26 protein-coding genes and 5 pseudogenes are annotated in these 26,779 nt (G+C 67.7%); 13 read left to right on the forward strand and 18 right to left on the reverse strand.

Annotated elements, in window-relative coordinates:
* A partial coding sequence (locus AB0L95_RS24725) for a transposase (RefSeq protein WP_365164576.1) occupies positions 1–228 on the forward strand: 228 nt, incomplete at its 5' end.
* Between the two features lie 23 nt (positions 229–251).
* Here AB0L95_RS24725 and AB0L95_RS24730 read toward each other — a convergent pair.
* Positions 252–1,115 (reverse strand): SDR family oxidoreductase, encoded by an 864-nt coding sequence (locus AB0L95_RS24730; protein ID WP_365164578.1) that lies wholly within the window; start codon positions 1,113–1,115, stop codon positions 252–254.
* 860 nt (positions 1,116–1,975) lie between these two features.
* Positions 1,976–2,263, reverse strand: coding sequence for an alpha/beta hydrolase (locus tag AB0L95_RS24735; protein WP_365164580.1), 288 nt, complete (start codon positions 2,261–2,263; stop codon positions 1,976–1,978).
* A 619-nt stretch (positions 2,264–2,882) separates the two neighbouring features.
* On the opposite strand from AB0L95_RS24735, the gene AB0L95_RS24740 reads away from it, so the two are divergent.
* Together AB0L95_RS24740 and AB0L95_RS24745 are read left to right on the forward strand one after the other, a co-directional pair.
* On the forward strand, positions 2,883–3,476 hold the full coding sequence (locus tag AB0L95_RS24740) for a YbhB/YbcL family Raf kinase inhibitor-like protein (RefSeq protein WP_365164582.1): 594 nt from the start codon (positions 2,883–2,885) through the stop codon (positions 3,474–3,476).
* Between the two features lie 85 nt (positions 3,477–3,561).
* On the forward strand, positions 3,562–3,606 hold the full coding sequence (locus AB0L95_RS24745; protein ID WP_365164874.1) for an SEC-C metal-binding domain-containing protein: 45 nt from the start codon (positions 3,562–3,564) through the stop codon (positions 3,604–3,606).
* 81 nt (positions 3,607–3,687) lie between these two features.
* Here AB0L95_RS24745 and AB0L95_RS24750 read toward each other — a convergent pair.
* Together AB0L95_RS24750 and AB0L95_RS24755 are read right to left on the reverse strand one after the other, a co-directional pair.
* A pseudogene (locus AB0L95_RS24750) lies at positions 3,688–4,599 on the reverse strand (ISAs1 family transposase); the annotation flags it as partial.
* 175 nt (positions 4,600–4,774) lie between these two features.
* On the reverse strand, positions 4,775–5,512 hold the full coding sequence (locus AB0L95_RS24755) for an SDR family oxidoreductase (protein ID WP_365164584.1): 738 nt from the start codon (positions 5,510–5,512) through the stop codon (positions 4,775–4,777).
* Between the two features lie 218 nt (positions 5,513–5,730).
* Between AB0L95_RS24755 and AB0L95_RS24760 the strand changes: the two genes are divergently transcribed.
* Positions 5,731–6,555, forward strand: a complete 825-nt coding sequence (locus tag AB0L95_RS24760) for a helix-turn-helix transcriptional regulator (protein WP_365164587.1) — start codon at positions 5,731–5,733, stop codon at positions 6,553–6,555.
* 439 nt (positions 6,556–6,994) lie between these two features.
* Here AB0L95_RS24760 and AB0L95_RS24765 read toward each other — a convergent pair whose 3' ends face one another.
* From AB0L95_RS24765 to AB0L95_RS24775, 3 genes are all read right to left on the reverse strand, one after another.
* Positions 6,995–7,804 carry a DUF427 domain-containing protein gene (locus AB0L95_RS24765; protein ID WP_365164589.1) on the reverse strand — a complete coding sequence of 270 codons (810 nt, stop codon included), beginning with the start codon at positions 7,802–7,804 and terminating at the stop codon, positions 6,995–6,997.
* 319 nt (positions 7,805–8,123) lie between these two features.
* A complete protein-coding gene (locus AB0L95_RS24770) occupies positions 8,124–8,267 on the reverse strand; it encodes a hypothetical protein (RefSeq protein ID WP_365164592.1) in 144 nt (47 codons plus the stop codon).
* A 713-nt stretch (positions 8,268–8,980) separates the two neighbouring features.
* Positions 8,981–9,730: a glucose 1-dehydrogenase gene (locus AB0L95_RS24775; RefSeq protein WP_365164595.1), complete on the reverse strand. Its 750-nt coding sequence runs from the start codon at positions 9,728–9,730 to the stop codon at positions 8,981–8,983.
* A gap of 347 nt (positions 9,731–10,077) precedes the next feature.
* Between AB0L95_RS24775 and AB0L95_RS24780 the strand changes: the two genes are divergently transcribed.
* From AB0L95_RS24780 to AB0L95_RS24790, 3 genes are all read left to right on the forward strand, one after another.
* Positions 10,078–10,665: a TetR/AcrR family transcriptional regulator gene (locus AB0L95_RS24780; protein WP_365164597.1), complete on the forward strand. Its 588-nt coding sequence runs from the start codon at positions 10,078–10,080 to the stop codon at positions 10,663–10,665.
* A 603-nt stretch (positions 10,666–11,268) separates the two neighbouring features.
* Positions 11,269–11,712 (forward strand): VOC family protein, encoded by a 444-nt coding sequence (locus AB0L95_RS24785; protein WP_365164600.1) that lies wholly within the window; start codon positions 11,269–11,271, stop codon positions 11,710–11,712.
* 670 nt (positions 11,713–12,382) lie between these two features.
* Entirely contained in the window at positions 12,383–13,870 is a 1,488-nt protein-coding gene (locus AB0L95_RS24790; RefSeq protein ID WP_365164603.1) for an FAD-dependent monooxygenase, read from the forward strand.
* A gap of 181 nt (positions 13,871–14,051) precedes the next feature.
* On the opposite strand, the pseudogene AB0L95_RS24795 reads toward AB0L95_RS24790, so the two are convergent.
* A pseudogene (locus AB0L95_RS24795) lies at positions 14,052–14,492 on the reverse strand (DUF6461 domain-containing protein); the annotation flags it as partial.
* A gap of 271 nt (positions 14,493–14,763) precedes the next feature.
* Between AB0L95_RS24795 and AB0L95_RS24800 the strand changes: the two are divergent.
* A pseudogene (locus AB0L95_RS24800) lies at positions 14,764–15,556 on the forward strand (IS5 family transposase).
* Here AB0L95_RS24800 and AB0L95_RS24805 read toward each other — a convergent pair.
* Complete coding sequence (locus AB0L95_RS24805) at positions 15,504–16,055, reverse strand: hypothetical protein (protein ID WP_365164605.1); 552 nt, start codon at positions 16,053–16,055, stop codon at positions 15,504–15,506. The pseudogene AB0L95_RS24800 and the gene AB0L95_RS24805 sit on opposite strands and share 53 nt — an antisense overlap.
* 90 nt (positions 16,056–16,145) lie before the next feature.
* Positions 16,146–16,702, reverse strand: a pseudogene (locus AB0L95_RS24810) (IS5 family transposase); the annotation flags it as partial.
* 878 nt (positions 16,703–17,580) lie between these two features.
* Between AB0L95_RS24810 and AB0L95_RS24815 the strand changes: the two are divergent.
* The gene (locus AB0L95_RS24815) at positions 17,581–17,955 is read left to right on the forward strand and encodes a VOC family protein (RefSeq protein ID WP_365164876.1); all 375 of its coding nucleotides are present in this window, start codon (positions 17,581–17,583) and stop codon (positions 17,953–17,955) included.
* A 338-nt stretch (positions 17,956–18,293) separates the two neighbouring features.
* A complete protein-coding gene (locus AB0L95_RS24820) occupies positions 18,294–19,001 on the forward strand; it encodes a helix-turn-helix domain-containing protein (protein WP_365164608.1) in 708 nt (235 codons plus the stop codon).
* 1 nt (position 19,002) lies between these two features.
* Here the strand turns inward: AB0L95_RS24820 and AB0L95_RS24825 are convergent, their stop codons facing one another.
* The 4 genes from AB0L95_RS24825 to AB0L95_RS24840 all read right to left on the reverse strand — a co-directional run bounded on the left by AB0L95_RS24825 (position 19,003) and on the right by AB0L95_RS24840 (position 22,607).
* Positions 19,003–19,407 (reverse strand): VOC family protein, encoded by a 405-nt coding sequence (locus AB0L95_RS24825; protein ID WP_365164879.1) that lies wholly within the window; start codon positions 19,405–19,407, stop codon positions 19,003–19,005.
* A gap of 291 nt (positions 19,408–19,698) precedes the next feature.
* A complete protein-coding gene (locus AB0L95_RS24830; protein WP_365164610.1) occupies positions 19,699–19,944 on the reverse strand; it encodes a DUF2283 domain-containing protein in 246 nt (81 codons plus the stop codon).
* Between the two features lie 586 nt (positions 19,945–20,530).
* A complete protein-coding gene (locus AB0L95_RS24835; RefSeq protein ID WP_365164612.1) occupies positions 20,531–22,054 on the reverse strand; it encodes an FAD-dependent monooxygenase in 1,524 nt (507 codons plus the stop codon).
* A gap of 178 nt (positions 22,055–22,232) precedes the next feature.
* Positions 22,233–22,607: a hypothetical protein gene (locus tag AB0L95_RS24840; RefSeq protein WP_365164614.1), complete on the reverse strand. Its 375-nt coding sequence runs from the start codon at positions 22,605–22,607 to the stop codon at positions 22,233–22,235.
* A gap of 123 nt (positions 22,608–22,730) precedes the next feature.
* Here AB0L95_RS24840 and AB0L95_RS24845 point away from each other — a divergent pair, with 123 nt between their 5' ends.
* Both AB0L95_RS24845 and AB0L95_RS24850 read left to right on the forward strand, forming a co-directional pair.
* On the forward strand, positions 22,731–22,868 hold the full coding sequence (locus tag AB0L95_RS24845) for a hypothetical protein (protein WP_365164616.1): 138 nt from the start codon (positions 22,731–22,733) through the stop codon (positions 22,866–22,868).
* Positions 22,869–23,069: 201 nt separating this feature from the next.
* Positions 23,070–23,195: a hypothetical protein gene (locus AB0L95_RS24850; protein WP_365164618.1), complete on the forward strand. Its 126-nt coding sequence runs from the start codon at positions 23,070–23,072 to the stop codon at positions 23,193–23,195.
* A gap of 10 nt (positions 23,196–23,205) precedes the next feature.
* On the opposite strand, the gene AB0L95_RS24855 is transcribed toward AB0L95_RS24850, so the two are convergent.
* Complete coding sequence (locus AB0L95_RS24855) at positions 23,206–23,928, reverse strand: alpha/beta hydrolase (RefSeq protein ID WP_365164620.1); 723 nt, start codon at positions 23,926–23,928, stop codon at positions 23,206–23,208.
* Between the two features lie 260 nt (positions 23,929–24,188).
* Between AB0L95_RS24855 and AB0L95_RS24860 the strand changes: the two are divergent.
* Positions 24,189–24,532 (forward strand): annotated as a pseudogene (locus tag AB0L95_RS24860) (hypothetical protein); the annotation flags it as partial.
* Here AB0L95_RS24860 and AB0L95_RS24865 read toward each other — a convergent pair.
* The 3 genes from AB0L95_RS24865 to AB0L95_RS24875 all read right to left on the reverse strand — a co-directional run bounded on the left by AB0L95_RS24865 (position 24,477) and on the right by AB0L95_RS24875 (position 26,752).
* Complete coding sequence (locus AB0L95_RS24865; RefSeq protein ID WP_365164622.1) at positions 24,477–24,950, reverse strand: SRPBCC family protein; 474 nt, start codon at positions 24,948–24,950, stop codon at positions 24,477–24,479. The pseudogene AB0L95_RS24860 and the gene AB0L95_RS24865 sit on opposite strands and share 56 nt — an antisense overlap.
* Positions 24,951–24,973: 23 nt before the next feature.
* Complete coding sequence (locus AB0L95_RS24870; RefSeq protein ID WP_365164625.1) at positions 24,974–25,210, reverse strand: helix-turn-helix domain-containing protein; 237 nt, start codon at positions 25,208–25,210, stop codon at positions 24,974–24,976.
* A 360-nt stretch (positions 25,211–25,570) separates the two neighbouring features.
* A complete protein-coding gene (locus AB0L95_RS24875) occupies positions 25,571–26,752 on the reverse strand; it encodes a GDSL-type esterase/lipase family protein (RefSeq protein ID WP_365164628.1) in 1,182 nt (393 codons plus the stop codon).
* Between the last annotated feature and the right edge of the window lie 27 nt (positions 26,753–26,779).

Consider the following 26,779-nt stretch of genomic DNA (forward strand, 5'->3'; position numbering starts at 1 on the left):
GACTGGCTCACCACCGTCCGTCTCCCTTCATACGCACCCGACCTGAACCCCGTCGAGGCCGTCTGGTCACTCGTGCGCAGGGCCATGGCCAACACTGCCTTCGACACACCCCACGACCTCGACCGCAAACTCCGCCGCGAGTTACGCAGGATCCAACTCCGACCCCACCTGACCGACGGCTGCCTCACCGCCACCGGCCTGGCTATCGACCCACCGACCCCACCCTGAAAACCTCAGTAGTTGAGACCCGGTCAGTCTGTGACAGGGGTCTCGGGCTCCATCTCGTAGGAGTGCTGGATGGCCTGATGGCGGGTCCCGAGGCCATCCGTGACCTTGCGATCCCAGGGAACCCGCTGGAGGTGCTTGGTCTCTTCGAGCATCGACGCGGGCTCCAGATTGCGGAAACGGTCGACCTCTCCGGCAGCGACGGACGTCAGCGTCGCATATACCGCCTCAGGATCGAACTGCGCTCGAGGGAAGGCCAGCTTGGAATAGTCGAAGAGCCGCTGAGACGGGTCGTCCTCCCAGCTTTCCCAGGTCTGGAACATACGGTCGTTGAAGCCGGTCAGGAACGGCCCCGGGTTGACCGTGGCAACTTCGATGTTGTACTCCTGCAACTCATAGGCCATGGTTTCGGCGATCGCCTCGACCGCGTGCTTAGAAGCGGAGTAGATGCCCGTGAAGGGGTTGACGTTCAGGCCCTCCCGGGATGAGACCCACACGATTCTGCCGGCGCGACGTTTGACCATCTGCTTGGCGATCCCCTGAGTGAGGAGCAGCGGTCCGGTGACGTTGACCTCGAACTGGTGCCGGATGTTCGGTCCAGGGATGTCCAGTGTTGAACCACCTTCGCCGACTCCTGCGTTGTTCACGAGGATCTCCACACCCCAGTCGAGAGCCTTGCGACGATCACCGTGGTTGGTGACATCGAGCTTCTCAACCTGCAGGCTCACCTCTCGCTCGGCCGCCTGCCGCTTCAGCGTCTGCACCTGGGCATAGATCTCGACCGCGGCGATTACGTCGAAACCCTTTTCCGCCAAGCGCATGGCGGATTCAAATCCAAAGCCGGTACCCGCTCCCGTGATGAGAACCTTCTTGAGTGCTGCATTGGCCATGTCAGCGTGCTCCTCTTGTGTGGTTGGCTCCAGCGGGTCATCGACGTCCTGGCCGTAGAATGGGCTCCACGTGGACTCGAACTGAGGCATTCAGGCACACTGTCCGTCGCTCGTGAACACGTCTTCCCTCAAAGGCTCCGGGCCGGACGGCCGGCTTAAAGGTACTACGGCATCCTGGGCCACCGCCGCGCGCCACGGCGGTGGCCCACATTCGACGTCCATCGAGGTCATAGTCCAGAAGAGTTTCGTCCGCCGCCGTATGCGCATGCGAGGATCTTGCTGTACGGCCGGCTGTCGGGTTGAGGGCAGGTACGTGCGCATTCCGTCCTCCAGCCGAGGGCGCCGAACTCCAGTTGGATGTTGTCCGGGTCACGGAATACGACCGTCGAGTACACGAACGGCGACTTTTCGTCCCGGGTCGGACTGTGCTCGATCCCCAACTCGTCCAGCCACGCCATCCAGGCTTCGAGGTCAGAACGCTCACCCCTGAAATGACACGTGATCCAGACCTGTTCCGGTCTCAAGGAAGCCCTCGTGCTGGTTGCCTGTATTGGTGTGCACCCCAATCACAAGTCCCGAATCCGGAACCACCAACAGGATGCCGTAGCTGTGCTCTCACGGTAGAGGTGATTGAACTTGTAATCCACTTCCTCGGCGCGGAAATCCCGCTTGTACCAGACCAGACTGTCTTCCAGGTTGCTGACAGTGAAGGACAGAAGGTGAATGCCCGTGATCGATGGCCCAGTTCCAGCGGTCATGGCTTTGCTCCAATCGTTTTCCGTGAGGACCGGAAATAGGTGGTTGGCGCAGCCCCACGGCTCGTGAGTCATACGGGGACGTGTGTTCTGACGTCGGGTTGGTTATGCGGCGAAGAACCTGAGAAGCTCGGCGTTGACTTCGTCGGCGTGCGTCCAGCACAGGCCGTGGCCGGCACCCTCGATGGTCTTGTACTCGCTCGTCGGGATGAGCTCGGCAGAGCGAGGGCCGCAGGCCTCGATCGGCAGGGCCCGGCCTTCGGTGCCGTGCAGGACCAGCACCGGGATGTCGATCTTGGGCGCCATTTGAGTGACACTGTGTCCCGCATGGTCGGTTTTGTAGCGTTCCAGCAACTCCCGATGGACGTCGGGCAACAGAGCGGCGTCTTCCACTGCGCCAGCGTGGTTTGCTCACGTGATGCCGAGGGGGCCGGCGGCCGAATGCCCTTGCGCGCGTGTGACGTAGGCCAGCGGCGATACAGGTGTGTCCGGTGAGGCAAAGTGCCCTCATGGTGGGGTTCTCGGAGTCCGGGCAGGTGCTTGGCGAAGGCCCCCTCCCTCCGAGCTGCTCCCATCTACATGGAGATACCTCGCTTTGCCTGCGCGTGACTGGAGGCGAGTGCTTTACGCACCAGCGCCCCGGGGTCTGGGCCGACCGCGAGCTCCTGGACCGGGCCGCGCTCTCGTGAGGCCTCCGCATGGAGGCTGTCTCTTCGCTCTCCCGCCATGCGGAGTTCCAGGCTCATCGTGCCCAGAACGGGTGAGTCAGCTGTGAGTTGCGTGCATAGAATTTGCGTGACACCTGATAAAAGGTCAGCGACACGGACCTGCGATTATCGGTTGTCGCCCGGGGTGCAGCAATCTGACTGGGCAGTAGACTGGTGAAGCAACGGGAGAAGTGTCACACGAGTGACTCCGTTCCAGCAGTCGCAGGTTTGGAATGTCTCCCAGCGGCGCCCGGCTGAAGGGAAACAGCGATCGCTGCGATCGCATTTCTTCCAGAAGGATTGCCATGATCAAACCGTATGGCCCTTACGATTTTATGCCGCCGATCGAAACTTTCTCGTTGACCTCGGAGTCCGTGACCAACGGTGCGCAACTCGCCAACGAACAGGTGAGTGGTGTCCTGGGAGCGGGCGGACTGGACATATCACCGCAGCTGAGCTGGTCTGGTTTCCCCAAGGAGACGCGGAGTTTCACGGTATCGATGTTCGATCCCGACGTTCCTACCGCTTCAGGCTTCTGGCATTGGGCTGTGGCCAACCTTCCCGCTTCCGTGACCGATCTTCCGGCCGGGGCGGGAGACGGTAGGGATCTGCCGGGTGCCGCGCTGACGCTGGCCAACGACGTCGGCTACCGAAGGTACCTGAGTCCGGCGACATCTCCAGGCAACGGCCCGGTCCGTTACTTCCTCGTCGTGCACGCGGCCGACAGGGACGAATGGGAGGTGTCTGAGAGTTCCACCCCTGCCTACTTGGAATTCCCCCTGTTCAGCCACGCGATTGCGCGGGCAATCATGTACGGCACCTTCGAGCGGCCAGGGCCGATGCGTTCTCAGGAAGTGATCTCGAGGAGTGTGAGGGCGTGCTCGGGGCGTGACCGGTAGTGATCGGTTGCGGCGGCGATGTTGTGCCAGCCGGCCTGGCGTATCAGGCCGATAGCGAGGTTGCGCAGGGTGGCCATGAGGCGAGGTGCTGTGCTGGTGCGGATCCGGGAGGCGTCTTCGCCGTAGGTGACGTCTCCCACGTGGTGCAGGGCTTCCACTGACCAATGGTCCTGGACGAGTTCGGCCAAACGTGCGGGGCCTGCCTGCTCGGGGTGAGGCTGGTGACGGCGTAGACGGTTTTCGTCTGGACCCTGCCGGTTTGGTGGTTCACGCGGCGGCGTTTGATCTGTATGGCCTGGACGGCGTGCGGGAAGTGCAGGCGGGGCGCGACGGTGCATGCCTTGAGCCGGCGGATCTCACGCCGTCCGTGGCCGGTTGTCGTGGTGCGGCCCTGCAGCGGGATCTCGCTCCAGGGCAGGCGTTTGATCTGTTTGCGGAGCTTTTGCTGGTTGCCCTTGACCACCAGCAGACAGTGGCCGCTGGCCGCGACGATGTGGTGGGCGTGCTCGCGCTGGGTGTGCATGGCGTCTGTGGTGACGACGACGCCGCGCAGGTCCAGATTCTCCAGCAGCGGGGCGAGGGCGGGAATTTCGTTGCTCTTGGCTGCGACCTGGCGCTGGGCGATGACGGTCTGGCTGTCGTGGAGGGCCGCGGCCAGCAGGTGCACGGCGTGGCCGTCGGTGCGCGATCCGCGGACTGTCTTGCCGTCGACAGCCAGCCCGGTCAGCCGGTGGGGTTCGTCGACCGGGTCGGTGGCGCGGCGGGCCAGCCAGGCGCCCACCGCATTGTCGACCGCGTTCCCGTCCAGCCGCGCCGGCAGGCGTCCGAGGGTGGAGGCGTTCGGGGTGGCCCGGTTGAGCCCCAGCTGGTCGTGCACCTCAGGCGCCGCGTCGGCCGCGAAGCGGGCGATCTGCGCAAGCGACCGCGCGCCACCGAGCACCGCGACCAGGCACAGCCCCAGCAGTGAGCCGAGCCGGTAGCGGCGTCCTCGTACCCGGCGTGGATCGGGGAGACGGTCGAACACCTCGGCCAGTGTGGCCAGTTCAGGGGGGTCCGTGGCTGGACATGGCGCGGCTGCGTCCTCGAAGTAGCGCGTGAGGACGCTGATCAGGGAAGATTGCACGCGGACGCGGCTCCAGGTCGATCTTCGGTCTCAGCTACCTTGATCATCTGGCGTTGCGTCCGTCGTTTCCACTCGGGCATGCCACCCACCCCACGGGCCAGCGGGCCTGTGTTGCCATGTGACCCGTGGAACCGTCCCGCGGGTGCGGGCGCCCGCACCGGAAGGGCGGGGGAGGTCAGCTCTGGGCGGTGGGCCGGACGACGATATCGTTCACGTCGACCGCGGCAGGCTGTTCGATCGCGAAAGCGATGACCCGGGCGATCGCGTCGGGTGGGATCGCGATGTCGTCCCGCATCTTCGTGATCTCTGCTCTGACCTGGCTGTTGGTTGACGCCTCGGCGAAGTCGGTCGCAGTCGCACCAGGTGAGACGGTGGTCACCCGCAGGGAGTCGCCGGCTTCCTGGCGCAGTCCTTCGCAGATGGCCCGGACCGCGAACTTGGTGCCGGCGTAGACGGCCATGGTCGGCACGATGCGAAACGCGGCCGTGGAGGCGATGGTGATGAAGTGGCCGGATCCCTGTGCCCGGAAGACCGGCAGCGCGGCGCCGATCCCGTGCAGCACGCCCTTCACGTTGACGTCGACCATGTGGTTCCACTCGTCGACGCGCAGATCGTCGAGAGGCGAGATGGTGCCGACTCCGGCATTGCTGATGAGTACATCGAGTCGGCCGAAGCACTCACTGGCCAGCGCGACCAGGGCCTGCAGGTCGTCCCGCCGGGTCACGTCGGTGCGGATCTGCACGGCCGTACCGCCTGCCTTCTCGATCCGGGCCACCAGTTCCGCCAGGCGTTCGGACCGGCGTGCGCCGAGGACGAGTCGTGCGCCGCGTTCGGCGAGCAGCAGCGCGGTCGCCTCGCCGATGCCACTGCTGGCTCCAGTGATCGCCACCACTTTGCCCCTGATTCCGGACATGAGTTGCCCTCTCCATCTTCGGCACCGGGGCAGGGGCGCGGAGCGGCAGCGGGCCTGGAGGAGCGTCCGAAAGCCGTTGCGCACTGGACGGCCGGGTGCCGGTGTGACCGTGTGAGGCCGTCGGTAGTGCCGCGGCCCGTGCTCGCACACCAGTCTCCGGGTGGGCTTAGCCTGGTATCCAGACCGTACTTATTCTGGAACCGAAGGTGCCATCCGTCATGCCCACGCAGCCGGACCAACGCCGTCAGCTGAGTGAATTCCTGCGCAGCCGGAGAGAGCGCCTGACCCCTGACGAGGTGGGCCTGCCCCAGACCGGCCGCCGTCGGACTCCGGGACTTCGCCGAGAGGAACTGGCACTGCTGGCCGGGATCAGCGCCACCTGGTACACGTACCTGGAGCAGGGGCGGGAGATCCGCGCCTCCGAACAGGTGCTCAACGCCCTCGCCGCGGCGCTGCGGCTCGACCGGCACGAGCGCGATCATCTCCTCCAGCTTGCCGGCCACACGCCCGCGGCCGAAGCCGAGGAACGCGAACCGCTAACGGCCGAGGTAGCGGCCGTCCCCTTGCTGCTCCAGCCGAACCCGGCGTACATCATCGGCGGCAACTATGACGTCCTCAGTCACAACCAGGCAGCCCACGAGCTGTTTCCGAGGCTCATCACCGAGGCGGACCGGCCCGCCAACTTCGTCCGCTGGGTGTTCCTCGAACCGGTGGCCCGGGACATTCTGGTCGACTGGGAACCCGAAGCACGCGGCCTGCTCGGCCGACTTCGGACGCTAGCGGCACGCCATTCCGGCGACCCGCGGTACACCCGACTGATCGAGGAGCTGAACGAGGGCAGCCCGGAGGTGCGGGACTGGTGGCCGCAGTACGAGGTGCAGGCCCGGCACAGCGGTCACAAACGGCTACGACACCCGCAACGGGGAGCGATCGATTATGCGTACACCGCTTTTCACCTGGCCGAACAGCCGCAGCAGACGCTGGTCGTCTACTTCGACAGCAGCGAACTGCCCGACGGAAGCGCAGCCGTGACCGGCGAATGAACGAGGAGGTCGGCGGCAGTACCAGCGCTCACGGTACGGCGGCGGAGGGCCAGCGGCTGCGCGCCGAGCAACAGCTGAAGACAAGGGGACCGTCTCACCGCGGGTGACGCGTGGGGGTCCAGCCATTCTTCGATGCCGAGCTGCACACGGTTACTTCTCTGTCGGCCCCGGGGCGGGCGCGACCCCGGTGAAGCACGACGAGCCCAGTTCGTCTCGAACGGGGGCCCAGGTTGAGACCCGTCCCACCGAACCCGGTGACCCTTCATCTCGCCACCTGAGAACGCATCAGCCCTGTTCGAGCGGCCCTGACCTCGATCCCGCGTGAGGCTCCGTCGGCCGGCTTGGAGATCTGAAAGGCTGGATTCAGCGGTTCTGGAAACGCCGAAGCAGGCTGCTCCTCATCAGGCGGGCACATCGCCCGCGCATACGTATGGCGTGGTCAGACCGAGAGGCCGCGGTTCTCCTGCCAGAGTGCGCGCGAGACGGGGGCCGGCCGCGGCAGGAGAGACCCGTCGACGTACAGGTCGACGTTCTCGTTGTAGAAGGCGACCATGCCCGCGATCGCGGCTACCTGCACCGTCGGGAAGTCGTAGGCCCACGCCAGGTCGGTATGGACGTGGGTGTCACTGACGAACGACCAATACCCACTGGTCGTTCCCTTGTAGGGGCATGCCGTCACGGTGTCCGACGGACGCAGCCTGGGCCAGTCGACGTGCATGCGGTCCACGTAGTACCGAGTGGGAAGTCCGGTCTCGAACAGCATCACCGTGGCGGGAGCATCCGCGAGGACGGCGCCGTCCACTGCTACACGGACGCTGCTGGAGGATCGGAGGGCGTCGACACGGGTGTAGGGGCTCCTCGGGTGCACGAATATCCGCTCGTCCTCCTCGTACCAGGCATCGATCGCCTCCCAGCGAAAACGGGCCGTGCCCAGGAGTGCGGCCGGAGCCCCCTCCTCCCAAACCCATGCGGCGCCCTCACGGACCTCAGGTCCGATCCGCAGGGCGTGCCGTCGTGCGGGCCCGGGGCTCAGCTTGCCCCTGCGGCCCTCGTCCACGAGGGCACCTCCCACCAGATCCCGCACCGGGATGCTGTACTGCGGGTAGCCGGGCCACTCCCATACGTAAAGAGCCTGCCGGGTATCGAAGGCAAGCCGACCGTCGACCAGCCCCCGGATGCGGCGCGGGACCGGCTCCACGTGACCGACCGGAACGATAAGACCCGGGTAGTTCGCTCGCTGTGCCGACATGATGTTCTCCTCGATTCACTCGTCTCGCCCGCAACGCGGCTTCCCGATCGCCGCGCCGCACACCTTCGGCCGGGTACGGCACCACATCGGGGGGTCTCCCCCATCAGGGTGGGCTGCCCGTTCACGCCGCGCAGCCTGGACCCTCTCGGTCTGTACGCATGTGCGCCGTCCGACTCAGCGGTTCTTACCGGCGGCACAGAATCGTCCCCTGGGGGCCGGCCCCGGAGACTGCCGGCCCCGTGCCGAGCCGTAGGCCGTGTGCACCGGCACGCCTCAAGGAAGCAGGGACCCAGGCCGAGGCCGCTCCCCTTTGGGGGCATCACAGGGTCTCCTGGCGCAGGACGGTCGGGGCGTGGTACCCGGTCACCGCGTCGAGCTGGTCGCCGGCGGGAGTCCGGCCGACGGCGGGATAACGGTCGGCGAACCGGCTCAGCGCCCGACTGATGTCCGAGGCAACATCCACGCGCTGCAGCGCCTGTTCGGCGGCGGCAAAGCAGACCAAGGCGACGCGGCGCAGAGTCGGCGACGCCCTGGAAGCACGCCCGCGGTTCGGCGTCAGCCCGTGGTGAAGTAGTGGCCGTCCTCTAGGTCGGCGATCAACCCAGAGTGGACCGGCTCCCAGTCCAGCAACTGCCTGGTGTCCGTGCTAGTGCTGTGACTGCTCGGGTTCGTCACACTCTGCTCGCGCGCGGGTGGCGGCCGCGGACGAGGTCAGCGGTGGTGATCTGACTCGCACGGACCATAGGAGTGGGGCCCGGCCGTTCACGGCCGGGCCCCACTCATGTCGCTTACGCCGGTGCCGGCGCCCAGAAGGACACGTCTTTCCTATGGCCGCAGCGACGGAGGGACTCGAGGTATTTCGTGCCCTGAGATGCCCTGCCGGAGAGGCCCCGTGTCTTCTGGCGCTTCCGACGGCTGTACGAACTCGGTGGCTGCGGCGGCACGCACGGTCGTCGGCGTCACCGCTGGCCAAAACCGCCGGGCGACGGTGCTCTGCTGATCATCTGTGTGTACGGCGTCCGACTCCACGCCCTCAGTCGATTCCGGGGGCCGCCGTGTGCCCGCACACCGGCGGGGCTGCGCTCGCCCGAAGGTTCGGTGTGACTACCGGTGTGACCGCGACGCGGTCACACTCTTGTCTTCGCTGGGACGGGCAAGCGCATCGTCTTGCGGCGCTCAGATCTGGTTGAGTCCGCCATCGACGAACAGCTCGGATCCGGTGACGAAGCTGCTCTCATTGCTGGCGAGGAACAGTGCGGCGGCTGCGGCCTCGTCGGGGTGCCCCATCCGGCCCAGCGGTATCTGGCTGGCGAAGGCGTCCCTCATCTTCGCGGCCTGGTCGGCGTCCGCGGCCAGGCCGGTGATGCCCGGGGTGACGATCGGGCCGGGCACCAGGGTGTTCACTCGGATTGCGCGGCCGCTGAGTTCGTTGGCCCAGGTGCGGGAGAAGGAGCGGACCGCAGCCTTGGACGCGGCGTACACGCCGAAGGCGGCGCCACCTGAGGTGGCGGCAGTCGATCCGGTCAGAATCACCGAGGCGCCGTCGTTGAGCAGCGGAATGGCCTTCTGAACGGTGAAGAGCATGCCTCGCACGTTGATGTTGAAGGTGGCGTCGAAGTGCTCCTCGGTAACCTGCTCAAGCGAGGCGAACTCACCGCCGCCCGCGTTGGCGAACAGTACGTCGATGGACCGGCCCCGCTCGGCGACAGCCGCGTAGAGGCGGTCGATGTCCGCGAGGTTCGCGACGTCGCCCCGGACGGCGGTGGCTTCCCCACCGATCTCGGCCAGCGCGGCGTCGAGAGCCTCCTGCCGACGGCCGGTGATGAACACGTGCGCGCCCTCACGCGCGAATCGCTTGGCTGTGGCCAGTCCGATTCCGCTGTTGCCTCCGGTGACGACTGCGGTCTTCCCGTCAAGCTGTCCCATGATCGCTTATCCCTGTCCGGTGCGAACGCCAAAAGTCGTGCACCATGTGTCGCTGCAGTGTTACAGCCCGGAGCGGACGGCCCCGGGCCACTTATGGACTGTACGGTAAAGAACCACGTTATGGACCGCTCGGGCAAAAACGTGACTGCATCCACACCGCCGAGCGACGACGAGCCGTCCGACGCCGGTCCGCCCGCCGGGGCGCTAGGACGCCGGGGCGCCGGGGCGCCGGGGGGAGCCGTGCGCCACACACCCCGCCACCACCCAGCCTGTCCCCCTGCATGCCGCATGCAGCCGGGCGCTCACGATCTGGACCGATAGGTCAAGAAGGACGTATGCTGTCGAACATGGGACGACCGCGGAATTTCGACGAGAACCAGGTTCTGGAGTCTGCGCGCGAGCAGTTCTGGAATCAGGGGTACGCGGGTACGTCACTGCAGGACCTGACGGACGCCACCGGGCTGGGCAAGGGGAGCCTGTACGGGGCCTTCGGCGACAAGCGGCAGCTGTTCCTGCACGTGCTGGACGGCTACCGCGACGAACAGCTCAACGGCGTCCGGGCGGTCCTCACCGGGCCCGGTACGGCCTTCGAACGCCTGACCCTGCTCGTTGAGGGCGTGGCCAAGGGATTCACGGAGGACCCGCAGCGGCGCGGCTGCCTTCTGGTCAACAGCACGTCCGAGCTGCACAGCAGTGATCCGGATGTCGTCTCCCGGGCCCGCACCAGCTATCAAGCGGTCGAAGATCTTCTGATCGCCTGCGTGAAGGAAGCCCAGGACGAGGGGACGGTCGAACCGAGCGCGGACGCCCAGGAGCTGGGGCGACTACTCCTTGCCGTCATGCAGGGCATCGAGTTTCTCACCAAGACCGACATGGACGGCTCGGCTCTGCTGCAGATAAGCCAGTCCGCCCTCAAGCAGTTGTCCCGGCACTGACCATCCGACGCGCCGGCGCCCTTCACGGGTGATGTGCCGACAGGCGGGGATTCGGGTGGGCCCACCTGAGCCGACGGGCGAGCGTCCAGCACACGTGCCCTCCGAACGTCCCCACGACTGGCCTGACCGCCCGTTCCTGCACGGTTGACCGCCCGCCCCTTTCCGTACGCTCACGAGCGGGCCGCCTGCGCCCGTCCGGCTGCACCATCAACCGCGCGCCACCGCGGGCCGGACGACTCTCTGGCAGCCGACGGTGCCGTGCCGTCTCCCCCGACCACTGGGGCAAAGTCTCCAGCTGTCCCAAGCCTGCGCAGGACCTCGTTCGATCTTCTCTTCCGCATGCCGGCGACGGGCCGTCAACTGGTGCATCGAACCGCCGACTTCGCAATGCACCCGAAGAGGACATAAGTTCTTGACTGTGCGGTCCATAAGGTTTACCTTGAGCTGCGACCTGCGGATTCACTACTGCAAGTGGACGTCGGGTCAGCGGTAGGCGGGCACAGACTGTTCCGCTGCACGGCAGAGAGACGCCGGGCGGGACAGCGCGAGAGTCTCGCGTGCCCCACCGCAAACGACTGCACACACCAACGAAAAGTGATCGCCATGACCACCGCTGCCCAGCCGCCCTTCGCCTACAGCCTTCACAACGTGACGATTTCCGTCAGTGACCTCGACGCGTCCATCCAGTGGTGGAACCGGGTGTTCGGCCTCGCCCTGCTGGCGAAGTCCCGCTTCGACGCCATCGGAGCGGACGTCGCCTTCCTGGAGGGCCCCGGGTTCCGGCTCGAGCTCCTTCAGCCCGCGGACGGTGTGCGGATCCCTGAACTGACGGCGGAGCCCCCTGCCCACACCCGCCCGATCGGCAACAAGGCCCTGGTCTTCCGTGTCGAGGACCTCGCCAGCGTGACCCGCGCCTTCCGTGATCTGGGCGTGACGACCGTCTGGGAGCAGATGGACCTCGGCGACGGCAGCATCTCGACTGCGATCCGTGACAACGACGGAAATCTCATCAACGTCTTCCAGCAGGGCGCAAGCCCGATCGGCTGACACGGCGAACCGATCGCGCTCCGTCCAGCCGGCCGGCACAGGACCGGACGCTCACTGTGGAGACGGCGCGCGATCGCCTTGGCCGCCGAGCCAGGTTCAGCCGCTCGGAATGTAGTTGCCCGGGGCGCGGTTCGAGAACGCCGCCGACCGCCAGCTACACGGCGGCCGGCCGGCGGATCCCTGCGCGTGCCGCCCAAGGCCCCGGTCCGTCAAACGACGGGCCGGCCCTCCCGGGCGGCCGATTCACAGTACAGCTTCCCTGCGGTGCCCTCGGTCGGCAGCGGTGCTGCCGGATCTCCCGTCCCCCGGGGCGCGGGCCGCCGCCAACTGGGCGCGAACTCGAGCAGGTCCTGCTCCGGGGACGTGACGGAAGCGGCACCGCATGTGGTCTACAACCGCGGGGCACCGATCCAGCGCGCCTGGAATCACCGCCCTGGTACAAGTGGGTGGCCGATGCCTGACAGGCGAGGAACAGGCCTGTCTTGTACGGTGGTCCATACGATGCTGCGGGCGCTCGCACGGTCAGGAGTAGCCACGCCACCGGTTACGCCACCCCAGTGAACTCCCGGGTAGGGTCACCCGTCCGCCCCGAGTATCACCGCTGGCGGCGGGCGGCAGTCTGATAATCACCCGTCGTACTGCTCGTTCTGTGCCACGCGGAGGACAGAGTATGGGGTCCGACGTTGACGTGCTGGTCGTCGGTGCTGGTCCAGCGGGGTTGCTGCTGGCAGGTGACCTGGCCGAGGCCGGAGTGCGCTGCACCGTCGTGGAACGGCGGGAAGGGGAGTCCCAGCTGACCCGCGCATTCGCCGTTCACGCCCGAACGATGGAGCAACTGGACGCCCGGGGCCTTGCCGACGACCTGCTGACGACCGGCCTGCGCAACCCGATCCTGCAATTCCTGGGGATCGATCTCTCGCACCTGCCGACGCGATACCCTCACGTACTCGTGACGCCCCAGTACAACACCGAGCGTCTGCTCCTGGCCCGCGCCCTGAAACACGGCGTGAACATCATGCGGGCCCACGAAGTCACCGGCGTCCAGCAAGACCCCACCGGCGTCGACGTCACCGTGAAAACACCAGCCGGCACTGAACAGAGCCTGCGCGCGGACTACGTCGTCGGCGCAGACGGACGGAACAGCTGCGTACGCCAGTCCCTCGGCCTCCCGTTCCCCGGCCGCTCCGCCGTTCGCTCCATGATGCTCGCAGACGTGCGCATGGCCGACCCGCCGAAGAAGCCGCCCGCCGTGGCAGCAATCGGAGACGCCTTCGCCATCGTCGTCCCGTTCGGCGACGGCTGGTTCAGGGTCATGGCATGGAATCGCCACCACCCCATGCCCGACAACGCATCGGTCGACCTGGAAGAAATCAAAGACGTCGCCCGCCAGGCGCTCGGCAGCGACTTCGGCATGCACGACCCCCGCTGGCTCTCCCGATTCCACAGTGACGAACGCCAGTCCCCCCGCTACCGGGTAGGCCGGGTGTTCCTCGTCGGCGACGCCGCCCACGTCCACTCCCCCGCCGGCGGCATGGGCCTGAACACCAGCATCCAGGACTCCGCAAACCTGAGCTGGAAACTCGCGGCCGTTCAGCGCGGCCGCGCACCAGACACTCTGCTCGACAGCTACCAGAACGAACGCCACCCGGCGGGACACCGGGTCCTGCGGATGAGCGGCGCACTGCTCCGCGGCGTCCTCACCACACCACGGGCACTGTGCGGCCTCCGTGACCTCTCAGCGCGTACGGTACTGCAAACCCCGCCAGTGGCCCGACGACTGGCCAAGGCGATCTCGGGAATCGACATCTCCTACACCGCACCGGCCGGCGCACACCCCCTCGTCGGCAAGCGGGCACCTGACATCCCCCTCACCGACGGACGCAGACTCTACGAAGCCCTCCGCAAGCGACGGTTCGTCCTCGTCACACCGTCCGACACCGACCGCCTCCCCTCACTCATCACAGAGTGGACCGACGAGGTCGAGATCGTGTCCCCGAAGGGCGCCACCAAGAAATGCGTTCTGGTCAGACCAGACGCCTACATCGCATGGGCCATCTCAGACGAGTCACCAGAACATCGCATCACCGCGGCCCGCCGAGCACTGACCGAATGGTGCGGCACACAGGGCACCAGCTCCGTCGCCTCTTCACCGCGTTAGGATCCGTCTTCACACGGGTCTCGTTTTGAGCAGGAACGACGCAAAGGAGACCGCCGCTTCGCAGGAAGTGGCGGTCTTCCTGTCGCTCTGGCCGCATCGGCCGCTCTCGCCTCAGCACTCGCAGACCGACCCACCCTTAAGGGCAGCGGGTGGCCGGGGGCACCCTCCACGCGCTCGTTCGCTACTCACCCGTCTCGTGTTCCGGACGGTCCGTGGCGAGAGGCTCGTTGTAGGTGACCACGACCGGCGCGTTCGCCTCCGCCCGTGCGCGGTCGGAAGCCGCCGCGATCTCCTCGTAGGTCTATTCCCTGTACAGACGCTCTCCGTGGGCATCGGTGATGTCGATGACCAGGCCGGTCCACTCCTCAGCGGGCCGTTCGGGGACGAGCCCCAGTTCGTACGTGGCGTCCTGAAGGAGGGATTCGGTGACGCGTATGCCTGTGAGTCTCTCGGCCAGAGCGAGGACCGCCGCCTTCCCGTCGACGGCCGGGGCGTTCTCGTCGTGCTCTCCCTCTGAAGTCAGGGGGAAGCCGACTTCCCGCAACAAAGGAACCAGTTCATCGGGGCTGCTGCCATCACGCGACGAGGGGCCCTCAAACGTCGTACGGAACTCACCGTCCTCAGAAGCCGTATCTCAACCGATCTTGGAACGTGTGGATCGAACAGAGTTCCTGGTCGGGTGATCTTCCGGCGGTACGCGTATGAAGGCAGGGCCTCCTGGTAGCTCGGGGGTGCGACCCCATTCCGAGCGGTTCCCGGAGGCCCTGTTGTCGTTGTTGTACGCGCCCGAGCCCGTTGACTTCAACTCGCCCGCTGTGTCGTGCGATTGCCTCGCGCACGTGTACGGCAACGCGGCCGATCATCCCGATCGGGTGCGCCGGTATCCGTCGGATATGACGGACGCGGAGTGGGCGGCCGTGCGGCCGTTGTTGCCGGTGCCGGCCTGGCTTTTGGGGCGGGGCGGACGGCCCGAGGGCTACTGCCACCGGCAGCTGCTGGATGCGGTCCGCTATCTGGTCGCGGGCGGGATCTCGTGGCGGCGCTGCCCGCGGACTTCCCGATTGGGGCCGGGTTTACGCCTTCTTCCGCCGCTGGCGCGAGCACGGGCTGATCGCCGAGTTCCACGACCGGCTGCGCGGGAAGGTCCGTGAAGGCGAGGGCCGCGAGGCCGAGCCCACGGCGGGGATCATCGACGCGCAGTCGGTGCGGGCCGCCGCGACGGTGCCGGCTGCCTCACGGGGCTACGACGGCGGGAAGAAGGTGCCGGGCCGCAAACGGCACATCGTGACCGACACCCTCGGTCTGCTCCTGGTCGTCGCGGTCACCGCCGCGAACATCGGCGACCGCGACGCCGCGACGGGCCTGCTGACCCGGCTGCGCCGCCTGCACCGCGACATCACCCTCGTCTGGGCCGACGGCGGCTACACCGGCGGCCTCGTCGGCTGGTGCAGGCACAAACTCGCTCTGACCTTGGAGATCGTCAAGCGCACCGACGACATGACAGGGTTCGTGGTGCTGCCGAGGCGGTGGGTGGCAGAGCGCACGTTCGCGTGGTTGATGAACTCCCGCCGTCTGGCCCGGGACTACGAGACCCTGCCCGCCACCAGCGAGGCGACGATCCGGTGGTCGATGGTCACGCGGGTGAGCCGGCGTCTGGCACGGCCACGGACCGGCGGCCGGCACTGAATGCCCCCGACGTCTCCAGGAGAAGCCACCCGCGCTCCGCCAGGCGCCGGGCTTTCGACCGCAGCCCCTCGACCTTCGCCGGCGTCGCGTCAAGGCCCAGCTCCACCGCGATCTCCTTGGCTCGAAGCGGCCCCTGCCCCGTGGACCGCTGCTGTTCCAGCACGCCCAGAATCCGCTGATAGTCCGGTGCCAGAACCGTCACCGGCAGTCCTTCCCGCCAGGGCGGACCCGTCGAGCCCGGCACCGGCGCGAGCGACGGCGCCGCTTCCTCCTCCGCCTCGGTCGTGGTCACGGCAGTGGACTCGGCCGCAGCAACTGCCAGGGCCTCAACCAGTTCCTCCCGCGCGATCACCCGCCGGTCCAGCTCGATCTCCGCGGCCTCCAACACCTGAGCCAACCGCGCGACTTCCTCCCGCAAGCCCTCCACCCGCACACGAGCAGCCGCCTCTCGCTCCTCCAGTATTCCCAGCACCGACGCCACCGCGCACCCCTCGACCATGAAGCGGACACAAGACGTCGCCACTTCCGAACTCTTGCCGACTTCGCCCGTTCTTTGCGTACTTCACAGGCCACCGGCTAAGACCGTGTCCTACATGGTCAGTTTGAGGAACCGCTTGTAGCAGCAGAGGGCGGATGCCATCCCGAGAAAGGCCAGGTAGTTGCGGGGGTGGCGCTCGTAGCGGTGGTTGAGTCTGCGGTAGCCGGTCAGCCAGGACAGGGTGCGTTCGATGACCCACCTGCGTCGGCCGAGTCGCTCGCTGGAGTCGATGCCTTTGCGGGCGATGCGTACGCCGATGCGCTTGCCTCGTAACCGTGTGCGCAGATGGGGGATCTCATACGCCTTGTCGGCGTGCAGGCGCTGAGGCTTGAAGCGGCGGCGGTGGTGAGGGTCGTGTCTCGTTTGGTGACCCTCGACCATGGGCTTCAGTGCTTCGCTGTCGTGGGTGTTGGCAGCCGAGACGCCGACGAGTAGGGGCAGTCCGTTCGCGTCCGACAGGACGTGCATCTTGGAACCCGGCTTACCCCGGTCCACGGGGCTCGGACCTGTGAGTTCGCCCCTTTTTTAGCCCGCACGTGAGCGGAGTCGAGGACCACGCGCGAGACGTCGATGAGGCCGGCGTCATCGAGCCGGTGCAGCACCGCCTGTGTCCGCCTTGCCTTCTTCCGCCTCTGCCGGGCGGTCGGCGCGATCAGTGGCTTGTCACGCAGCCTTTGCCGGGTCGGCCGAATGTGTTCGTCCGGCCGGTGAGCATGGAGGAGCGCCGAAAGTTGCAGCGGGTCAGCCGGACCGCGAAGGACCCGGGGGAAACTCCGCAGGGCGATCGTGGTGCTGATGTTCGCCCAGGGTCAGACGGGCAGGGACGTCACCAGGCCGATGCAGGTCGGCGAGGACTACGTCCGCTACGGCGGCGTGAGGCACATGCTCGCCGCCCTCGATCGGAGTTTCTCGGACTCTTCAAAGCCCTGCGCACCCGCCGGCCCGGGGAGAAGCTGTGCGTGGTGCTGGACGACTCCTCCCGCACAAGCACCTCAAGGTCCATGTCTGGGCGGCCGACGACCAGGTCGACCTGGTCTTCCTGCCGACCTACGGATCCTGGCTGAACTGATCGAGGCCGAGTTCGCGGCCCTGCGCTACTTCGCGCTCAACGGCACCGACCACCCCAGCCACGACGAGCAGAACACTGCCATCGCCGCCCACGTCCGCTGGCGGACCGCTCGTGCAGAGCCGAAGGCCAACGCCGCCAACTCACCGATCCGATCACGGACTGACTACCCGGCCAGGGCTGTCTGACGAGCCACTCGCAGCCGATCGCTTTGCTGTTGTGGCAGCCAGCCCGATCAAGTAAGGTCACCCAACGTGAACACCGGACCGGCGCTACGCCACACACAGATTGGCCACCCGGTGGAAGGCTGATCGCACGGCGGGGGCAAAGAACGCACCCCCTCAGTTCGGCACGCGGACCTCCCGGCACTCGCGCACCGCGAGTCCGTATTCCGTGTCGAACAACAACGAGGTCAACCGAATGACAGCCACGTTCAACCACACCATTATCGCTGCCAAGGACCGCAACGAGTCGGCTCGGTTCTTCCGAGAGTTGTTGGAGCTTTCAGAGGCACCGTCCTGGGGCCCGTTCACCAACATCCAGCTCTCCGACGGCGTGTTGCTTCAGTTCGCCGAGCCGCCGGTGGAGATCCAGATGCAGCATTACGCGTTCCTGCTCGACGACGAGCTGTTCGATCGCGCGTATCGGCGGCTGTGCGATCGCGGCATCGAGCACTGGGCCGATCCTCAGATGCGGCGCTCAGGCGAGATCAACAACGAGCACGGCGGTCGAGGGGTGTACTTCAAGGATCCTGCTGGTCACGCGATTGAGCTGATCACCCGCCCGTATCTGTAGCCGAGGGAGGACCTGGTCGGGTGCCCGAAACACGGCGCCCGACCAGGCGATCAACTGGCCGAACCCCCCTTTTCCCCAGGACGCCACCACCATCCAGGATGAAGTGGCCTCCATCGAGCCACTGGCTTTGCTACTCCCTGGGCGGCGAAGCTCGGGCAAGCGCCCAAGGCCGCGACGCTCTCACCACACGCCCGGCCGAACACCTCACAACGGCAGCACAACAACCCCCTCACAACGTGGTCTGGCTCTCATGGTGGGAAGCGATACCACCGCCTGCGGGCCGATGTCGGAGATCGGCTCCCAGAGGCATCGCAGTCGCGTGGCGTAGCCTTCGTGGCATGTCTGCCGAGTATGCAGAGCGTGCGTCCCGGCTGTCGGGGGCGGTCGTGTGGACCCGGGGAGCCACCAGACGTCCGAGAGCCGGTGAGGGCGCGGCTGTGCTGCCCGACGGCTGCATGGATCTGTTGTGGACCGAGGGCAGGCTCCTTGTCGCCGGGCCCGACACCCGCGCGTACCGCCCCGGCCCCGGCAGGCAAGGTCCGTGGGCGGGCGTCCGCTTCTTCCCCGGCACCGCCCCCGCCCTGCTCGGTGTGCCCGCGCACGAGCTGCGGAACCGACGCGTGGAGCTCGTAGACCTCTGGCCCGGTGCCCAGACGCGCCGCCTTACGGAACGCATCGACGAGGCACCGGACCCGGCCGCTGCCCTCGAAGATCTGGCGCTGCGTCTCGCGGCCGACGCGGAACCCTTCGACCCGCTCCTGCGGGCGGTCGTGGCGTCGCTGACGGCCGGACGCTCCGTCCCGGCGACCGCCGAATCGGTGGGCCTGGGCTCGCGTCAGCTGCACCGCCGTTCCCTGACCGCTTTCGGCTACGGCCCCAAGACCCTGGCCCGGGTGCTCCGTCTGCAACGCGCCCTTGCCCTGGCACGCGCCGGCGTCCCCTTCGTGGAGACAGCGGCCCTGGCGGGCTTCGCGGACCAGGCTCATCTGTCGCGCGAGGTGCGGGAGCTGGCGGGAGCGCCGCTGACCGAGCTGGTGGGACGGTAGCTCAAGCGCTGTCGTCCACCAGCGGCGCGAACAAGTCGATGCCGTTGCCGTCCGGGTCGTTCACCACGGCGTACCGCTGGCCCCATACGGCGTCCCACGGCTTCAGCTCGCCGCGGTACCCGGCGCCGACCAGGTCCTCGTACACGGCGTCAACGTGTGCGGGGCTCGCGCACCGGAACGCCAGCCCCACCCGGCCGCCGCCAGTCGGCGGACGCCACGACGGGTGGAACGAGCGGACGGTGTTCTCGGTGTCGAGAGCAAGGCGTAGCCCGCCCGGCAGTGCGGCTTCGACGTGCGGCTGGTCCTCGGAGCCTTCGGGGAACGCGATCCCAAGCCGCCGGTAAAAGGCGAGCGACGCGGCCAGATCGGAGACGACGATGCCGATCACATCGAATCGGGGCGACAGCTCAGTGTTCATGGCTGGCAGCGTAGAGAGGGGACGGGCGTTGGGTCTTGAAGGAAACGGACATCCCCGGGCACACGGAGGCTACCGACGAGATGCGGCGTGTGAGATGACGGAACGCAGATCGCGGGGTCAGGAGCTGCGCGAGCGCCTGCCGGACGGCTTCGTCGCCGGCGGTGCCTCCTGCACACCACCAAGTGATGCGACCCGCGCGCTCCGCACCGCAAGCTCCGTGAGTGAGCCGTTTCCGCCGTGCTGCAGTGCGCGGCGGGGTGGCGCCGTGCCCCGCATGCTTCATGCTCCCTCGGTGTCCAGGCGCTCCGCAGACTGAAGCAGGTACTCGGGCAGTTTTGAACTGGCCGCCAACACCTCGACGCCGATGACGCGGCCCTGCTCGTCGAAGTCGAGGTTGATCATGCCGTCGACGTCCACGGGATCGCAGGGGTACATGTGAGCGGCCTTCACGCGGACCTGCGGATCGGTGAAGTACACGTACGCTGCGTTCGCAGTCTTGTCGTAGGTGACTCTGACGTCTGCCACGGTGGGTCGGCTCCCTTGGTGTCGTTGGTGTCGGCAGCGCCCTTGTCCATGCTGGAGGCTTCGCCGGAGTCATGCTGAGACGGCGAGTTGCAAGGCCAGGACAGCCTTGACGATGCCGGTGATGCGGGCAGTGCCGCAACAGGGTTTACGCAAAGGCGCCGTGCCCTGAGGGTGGCGTCGGCCTGTTCGCCGACGGGCCGCCCCGGTCTCCCTGGACGGGATGTGAGACGGTTTTCCGGCTGAGGTGAGAGCTGTTCGAAGCACACATCGCCGAGCAGCTCACCGACCCGCCCGCCGAGTGAGGCACCGTTCGGCCGAGCGAACGGAACACCTGCCGCTCGCCTCGGCCGAGCCTCATACTGGTCCCGTGCCTGGGCGACAGTCGCTGATGACGGTGCAGGCGACCCGCGAGTCCGTCAACGCCGCGCTCGCCGATCCGACCCTCGACCTCGCCGTCCCCCCCTCGCGTCTCACTCGCGCTGCGCGAGGGCCTGCGCACCTCGGTCCTCACCACGCTGTCCCGTGGCGACCACCCCCGGCCGTCGGTGACGTGCCGGGAAGGTTGACCGACCGCAACGGTGACAACTCAGATTGCTGGACTGCCGAACCAATGGCCGGCGGCCCGCTCGAACGCTTCACGATCGGGGCGGCGATCGCCTGCCCAGGCGACTATGCCGTCCGGCCGGACAAGCACGGCACCCAATCCGAGGTCGTTCCTCGCCGGCCCGGCCGCGTACCGCATCCGGCTCTCCCAGCGCATCGCTGAAGCGTGCAGACGTCGATCGATGCTGAAATCGAGCGCGACGCCTCGTCCGTCCTGCATCAGGTCGCCGAGGCGAGTACCGTCCTCGAGACGAAGGTCCGGGGCGTTGCGGCCGACCAGCGGCCGCCCGCTGCCGAGGTCGTAACGGATCGACTGCCCCGACACCCTCTCGAACACGTAGGTCGTTCCGTCACGGGTCCCGATCAGGTCGCGGATCACTCCTTGGATCGCCTGGGCATGCCGGTCCGGCCTCATGACCGTCACCTGGGCGCGCGACCAGTCGAGCACGGCTGCGCCGACCGGATGGCGCTCGCGGGTGTAGGTGTCGAGAAGCCCGTCGGGCGCGTACCCCTGCACGGTCGCCGCGAGCTTCCACCCCAAGTTCATGGCGTCGCCGATGCCGGTGTTGAGACCCTGCCCGCCAAGGGGGGAATGGATGTGGGCGGCGTCGCCCGCGAGCAGGACGCGTCCCTGCCGGTAGGTCGTCGTCTGCATGGCCCGATCGGTGAAAGTCGAGGCGAGATGGATGTCGCTCAGCGTCACGTCGGTGCCGGACACACGGCGCAGAACCGCCTGGAGATGGTCGCGGGTCGGCTGCTGCGACCGATCGAACGCGCCGCCGTCGAAGTCCATCATGCCGATGTGCCCTTCCGTGGTCGAGGGCTGGAGGTACATGCCCGTCGGCGTGAGGTTGAACCCAGGGCGCAGTTTCTCGGGATCGGCAATGGTGGCCTGCATGGCGTAGCCGGTGAACTGCGGCTCGGTGCCGACGAATTCGAAGCCCGCGAGCCCACGCACCGTACTGCGTCCGCCGTCGCAGCCGACGAGCCAGCGCGCCGGGTACGCGTCCGCGCCGGCTTGCGCGACCACGCTCTCGTCGTCCTGGACGATGGCTGAGACCGTCACGCCGCGCCTGACTTCCACGCCGAGCTTGGATGCCTGCTCGGTCAGCACCGTCTCAACCGCTTCGAGGTATGCCAGCACGCCCTCCGGTGCCGGGCTGGGGAGCCGGAACGGCAGGGCGGCGACGTCGACCTTGGCCGGATCGAGCATCATTCCGGCGAAGTGACCACCGTGACGAGGGGGTGACGGCTCGTCCGCGTCGGGGTTCGCGCCGGAATAGTCGTGGACGCCCGGCGCCGTCAGCAGTTGGTGCAGCATCCCGCGGCGGTAGAACGCCTCGACCGACGCGGAGGACAGGCCCCGCATCCCGAGCGGCTCCCCTTTGAACGGGGAGCGGAGCTCCGGCTCCCGCTCGAGCACCAGGACAGTGCAGCCCGCGACGCCAAGCTCGCAGGCAAGGAACAGACCAACCGGGCCGGCGCCCACGATCACTACGTCATGCACGAGAGATCCCCTTCCCACACCTACAGCCGGACGGGCATCCGGCAGGTTCTCTGGAAAGGTGCCAAACCTCGCCGACAACGGACCGACAGCTCCCGATATATGACCGACAGCACGCTCCGCCGCCCGATTGCCCCTGGTCAAAGCGCCGTGTATCTCAGCCGGCATTGACTCCCCGGCCTCAGACCAGCGCGGCGGCGTCACGCAGCGGTCGCGCACCCATCGTCGGCAACAGGGCCGCACGAGGAGCGCTGGTGACACCGACGAGACAGGCGTAGTCCTCGCCTTGCGGCAGAGCCGCGCATCCGCCGCCTACGCGGACGATGTCCGTACGGGTCGGCAGCGTCGTCGGCCCGATGGGAATCGTCGACTCGGGGACTTCGAGTAGCGCCAGACATCCCCGGGTCCGTGGAATCCGCGCGGCGTTGAGCAATGCCAAGTGGCAGTCCAGGAATCCGTTCTCCCGCTGGGCCCGTGCCCGTTCGCGCTGTTTGCCGAGCCAGTGACCGCGAGCATCGCGAACTCGTTTTCCGACGGCGGTCGTGATGTTCGCCATGTTGGCGTACGGGTCGGTGCGGAGGAACTGTGGCGCTGATGCTGTCGGTTGGACAGCCGAGGGTCCAGCGGGTGCGGTACGGCGATGGCCGTGAGGCGTACACGATCTCCGACTCAGTGCGGGGTGCATATCGGAGCGGATAAGTACCTGGCCGACTACGCCTTTCAGGGCTCGGACCGGCCGTATGTGTACCTTCTCGTCGATCCTTCACTGGAGGCCGGCATCGCCGAACAGCTCACCACGCAGCCCGCCGACGGCTGAGAACGGCACGTGGCACCAGGTGGTGCCCGCGGCCCCGTCCGCCCCCGCAACCGCAGGCGGAGCACGGCCAGCGCCTTACGCTGCCGGAGCGCGTGAAGATGCACGCTTCCGTGGTTCGCAGGCGGCCCCTGCCGGCCGCCACCCCCGGCCGGGCCAGGGCGCTGGTGGCCGAGCGCTGCCCCGATCGCGGCGGTACCGCCGATGGCCGGTACCGCCGCGATCGGGGCGGTTGTGCGTCCGCCGGCCACCGTCATCGAGGAGGGCTGGGACCTGTCCTCGATGAGCGGCATCCTGGCCGACACCGCTTACCGTCTGCTGCTGGCCTGACGGCCCGGCCTCACTTCAGGTGCCGGGCGAAGAACCGGGCCCCGTCGTCCACCTCGAACCACGGGGTACCGGCGTGCCCGCCCAGATTGGCGTGCAGCGTCTTCTCCCTGGTGCCGAAGGCGTCGAACAGGTCCAGGGCCATCTGCCGGTCGTTCCCTTCGTCGTCCCACTGCAGCAGGAACTGCAGCGGGATGGTGACCTGCCGGGCCTCCTCGCGCTGGGCGCGGGGCACGTAACCCCCGGCAAAGAAACCGGCGGCCGAGATGCGCGGTTCGACCACCGCCAGCCGAATGCCGATGGCGGTCATCCCCGCGTACCCGACCGGGCCGCCGATCTCGGGCAGCGAAAGGAGGGCGTCCAGGGTGGTCTGCCATTCCGGGACCGCCTTTTCGACCAGCGGGACGATGAAGGACTCGAAGATCTCGTCGACCGGCTCGCCGGCCTGCATCGCCCGGCGGAGGTCGGCGCGGGCCTGCTCGTCGACGGCGGAACGGGGCCGGTCGCCGTGCCCGGGGTGGTCGATGGCGGCCACCGCGTAGCCGTATCGTGCCGCGGAGTGCCGGGCCCGGGCCACCAGCCGGGACTCCCGCTTGTGCAAGCCGCCGTTGTGGCCGCTCAGGATCAGCGGGGCCGGTGCGGATCCAGGCGTCCACAGGATGCCGGGGATCTCGCCGAGGGTGAATTCGCGTTCGAGGACGCCGTCGTCGAGGCGCTGTTCGGAAGTGAATCGCATGGTCGTGCCTTTCGGGAGTGCTCGTGAACGGCGCTCCCGGACGACCTATCGTCCGACCGCGACCCCGGAGGGGAGCACCCATGTCAATACTGCGTTCACGGGTACCACCTCCTCGTTCCTCGCACGGCCTCCGGAAAAGTAGCAGTGGTCGTCGTGGTCCGCCAACGGGTTTTTGCGGAGGCTCCGTGGCCGGATGCCACAGAGCCACTCCCCTCAAGGCCAAGGCCGTGTAGTTGAGGGCTTCGGGCCTGTGACGTGATCGCCGGCCCGGCAAGGTCGGAAGCCCGCGCGATGTCTGCCCGGATACCGGGCCGGCCCGCCTCTCCCACAGCCAGGCCCGCGACCTGCCGGACGAACACACCGGCGTGCGCGGGCCCGGGACCGGCTGGGATCTGTACGAGTACGGCCACTGCCCCTGACCCACCCCGGTGAGCAGGGCGCGTCGCTGCTCATGGTGATGACGAAGTCCCGGCGCAAGAAGCCGGAGAACGTCCGCCGCTGCCTCAAGCCGTCGGGGCCCGGGGGCGTGCCAGAACACCGGCCGGCGCTCAGGATCTGCTGTGTTCGGCATAACTGGCGAGCCCTTCAACCGTGCGGCGCATGAATCGGGTCAGGTACCAACGCCAAAAGAGCCCAGACAGAGGCAACTTGGGGGCGAACTGTGCCGACCAGACTATGTCGGTGCCGCCTTCACGCCGCTGTGCCAGATCGACGGTGCCTCGGTAAAAGCGGAACGGTGCGTTCGCATTCTCGTACACGAACCGCCTGTTGGTGACCAGCTCGACGATCCTCTCGTGCGAGACGGCTCGGCCGGTACGGAAGACTCTGGTCTCTCCGGCCTGCTGCGCATCGCCCGGATCGCCGACTTCGACCTCGACAGCGTCGATCGGCGACCACAGAGGCCACGTACCTGCGCGGACCAGGGCTGAGTAGACGGCATCAGGGTCGCTTGTGAGCGCGCCGTCACGGAATCGGTGTACGTCATCCCTCGAACGTAGGGCGAGGACACAGTGCGAGGACATGTCTCAGATTGCCTGCATGGCGATCAGATCTTGGGGTAGACCGATGGCCGGACACCGACGTGGCGCAGGAACGCCGTCGACGAGGGGCCGGGCCCGGCGAAACCGCACCGCTGGGCGATCTGCTCGATGGTGAGGGTGGTCTCCGACAGCAGTTGTTGTGCCAGCTCGACGCGAGTTCCAGCCGCCCGGCCGTCCAGCGGCGCTTGGCCGACGACCCTCCGGCATCCTTCCCCGCCCGTACGGGCGGTGCTCCAGAACAACCTGCCAGGCAACCGGGCGCCTGGAGAGCAGAGCCACGGGCGGACCCCTCAGGGCTCCCGCCGCGGCAGCCAGGCCCGCAGCCGAAGCAGGCGGCAGCCGAGGTGCGGTGCTCCGGACGGCCGCCCAGGCGGGGTGAGCGGTGGTGATGCCCGCCCGCGTCGGCCCAGCCCCGTTCGCCCACCGCTCCCGTGCCGGACCCCGCTGGGCGAGCAACCCCGGCCGCCCGACCCGGCTGCGGACGGGTCGGAATCATGACGGCCATGCAAGCGCGAGCCCCTGCGGGCGGGGGCATCGCGGGCGTGAACTCCGCCGGCACCGCGGCCGTGCGCTGATCGCGGCCTGCGTGACCGTGATCCTGATCAGCCCGCCTTGGTCGCGAAAGGGCCGCCGTCGCCGAACACGAGCCGCCCGAAGTTCTCACCGATGCGGCGGTGTCCTGCGGGATCAGGGTGGACCTCGTCGGGCAGCGGGAATTCGGCATAGTCGCCCTTGCCGTAGAGGTCACGGCCGTCGAGGTAGTGCAGATACGGGTCATCAGCCGCCCGCTGTTCGACGATCCGGGCGAGTTCGTCACGGATGACGTTGAGTGTCAGCCGCCCGGCCGCACGTTCGGCCGGATCCCCCGTCGCCTTGAACCGCAAGGTGCCGGCGTCGAAGTCGGGTGCGAGAGGTCCAGGAGTGTCCTCCTGGACCGGACACAGGATGGAGGACACGACCAGCAGCGGCGTGGTCCGATGCCCCTCGCGGATGGTGTCCAGGAAGCCGTGGACCGCAGGGGTGAAGGCGCGCAGGCGCATGACGTCGGTGTTGACGACATTGATGCCGACCTTGACGCTGATCAGGTCCGCGGGAGCGTCCCGCATCGCTCGGGCGGTGAACGGGTCCAGCAGCGCGCTGCCGCCGAACCCCATGTTGACGAGTTCCACTCCGCCCTCAGCGGCTGCGAGGGCCGGCCAGGTGGCGGTCGGATGCGTGGCGTTCGAGCCGTGGCTGATGGAACTGCCGTGGTGCAGCCACACCCTGCGTCCGCTGTCCGGCGTCTGCTCGACGGGGGCGTCGGTGCGCAGGGCGATCAGCTCGGTGATCTCCGTATGCGGGAGCCAGATCTCGATGTCCTTGGCGCCCGTCGGCAGATCGGTGAACCGGGCGGCGCCGGCAGGCCCCTCCGTCAGCTCGGAGGACTGGGTGACCATGTCGGTGATCGTGCGCACGTTACCGCCGGCCACCGTGGCCTGGGCCGCGAGACGGCCATCGACCAGCAGGTCGTACACGCCGTCCGCCGGGGCCGGGAAACCTCGGTGGACCCGCTTGGTGGGCAGCGTGTCCAGTTCGATCGTGGTGGCCCTGGTGCGGAAGACCAGCCGCACGCCAGAGGGCTGGGCCTCGGCCACCGCCAGTTGATTGTCAGGGATCTGCCGGCGAGCCCGGGCGGGCAGCCGGTGCGGCAGCAGGCCCTGCGCGGTCGCTTCCACATCGAGGTGACCGCGCAGCATGTCCACTGTGACGGGCGTGGTGATCATGTCGTGCTCAGCGTTGTTCATTGCCTCAGCCTGTTGATCAAGATTTCG

It is taken from the genome of Streptomyces sp. NPDC052036 (genome assembly GCF_040680495.1).
Classification (GTDB): Bacteria; Actinomycetota; Actinomycetes; order Streptomycetales; family Streptomycetaceae; genus Streptomyces.

Bases quoted from the DNA above. Each gene is read 5' to 3' on its own strand.
- AB0L95_RS24730 (WP_365164578.1), bottom strand. From the start codon at position 1,115: ATGGCCAATGCAGCACTCAAGAAGGTTCTCATCACGGGAGCGGGTACC.
- AB0L95_RS24740 (WP_365164582.1), top strand. From the start codon at position 2,883: ATGATCAAACCGTATGGCCCTTACGATTTTATGCCGCCGATCGAAACT.
- AB0L95_RS24755 (WP_365164584.1), bottom strand. From the start codon at position 5,512: ATGTCCGGAATCAGGGGCAAAGTGGTGGCGATCACTGGAGCCAGCAGT.
- AB0L95_RS24760 (WP_365164587.1), top strand. From the start codon at position 5,731: ATGCCCACGCAGCCGGACCAACGCCGTCAGCTGAGTGAATTCCTGCGC.
- AB0L95_RS24765 (WP_365164589.1), bottom strand. From the start codon at position 7,804: ATGTCGGCACAGCGAGCGAACTACCCGGGTCTTATCGTTCCGGTCGGT.
- AB0L95_RS24775 (WP_365164595.1), bottom strand. From the start codon at position 9,730: ATGGGACAGCTTGACGGGAAGACCGCAGTCGTCACCGGAGGCAACAGC.
- AB0L95_RS24780 (WP_365164597.1), top strand. From the start codon at position 10,078: ATGGGACGACCGCGGAATTTCGACGAGAACCAGGTTCTGGAGTCTGCG.
- AB0L95_RS24785 (WP_365164600.1), top strand. From the start codon at position 11,269: ATGACCACCGCTGCCCAGCCGCCCTTCGCCTACAGCCTTCACAACGTG.
- AB0L95_RS24790 (WP_365164603.1), top strand. From the start codon at position 12,383: ATGGGGTCCGACGTTGACGTGCTGGTCGTCGGTGCTGGTCCAGCGGGG.
- AB0L95_RS24805 (WP_365164605.1), bottom strand. From the start codon at position 16,055: ATGGTCGAGGGGTGCGCGGTGGCGTCGGTGCTGGGAATACTGGAGGAG.
- AB0L95_RS24815 (WP_365164876.1), top strand. From the start codon at position 17,581: ATGACAGCCACGTTCAACCACACCATTATCGCTGCCAAGGACCGCAAC.
- AB0L95_RS24820 (WP_365164608.1), top strand. From the start codon at position 18,294: ATGTCTGCCGAGTATGCAGAGCGTGCGTCCCGGCTGTCGGGGGCGGTC.
- AB0L95_RS24840 (WP_365164614.1), bottom strand. From the start codon at position 22,607: ATGGCGAACATCACGACCGCCGTCGGAAAACGAGTTCGCGATGCTCGC.
- AB0L95_RS24850 (WP_365164618.1), top strand. From the start codon at position 23,070: ATGGCCGGTACCGCCGCGATCGGGGCGGTTGTGCGTCCGCCGGCCACC.
- AB0L95_RS24855 (WP_365164620.1), bottom strand. From the start codon at position 23,928: ATGCGATTCACTTCCGAACAGCGCCTCGACGACGGCGTCCTCGAACGC.
- AB0L95_RS24865 (WP_365164622.1), bottom strand. From the start codon at position 24,950: ATGTCCTCGCACTGTGTCCTCGCCCTACGTTCGAGGGATGACGTACAC.
- AB0L95_RS24875 (WP_365164628.1), bottom strand. From the start codon at position 26,752: ATGAACAACGCTGAGCACGACATGATCACCACGCCCGTCACAGTGGAC.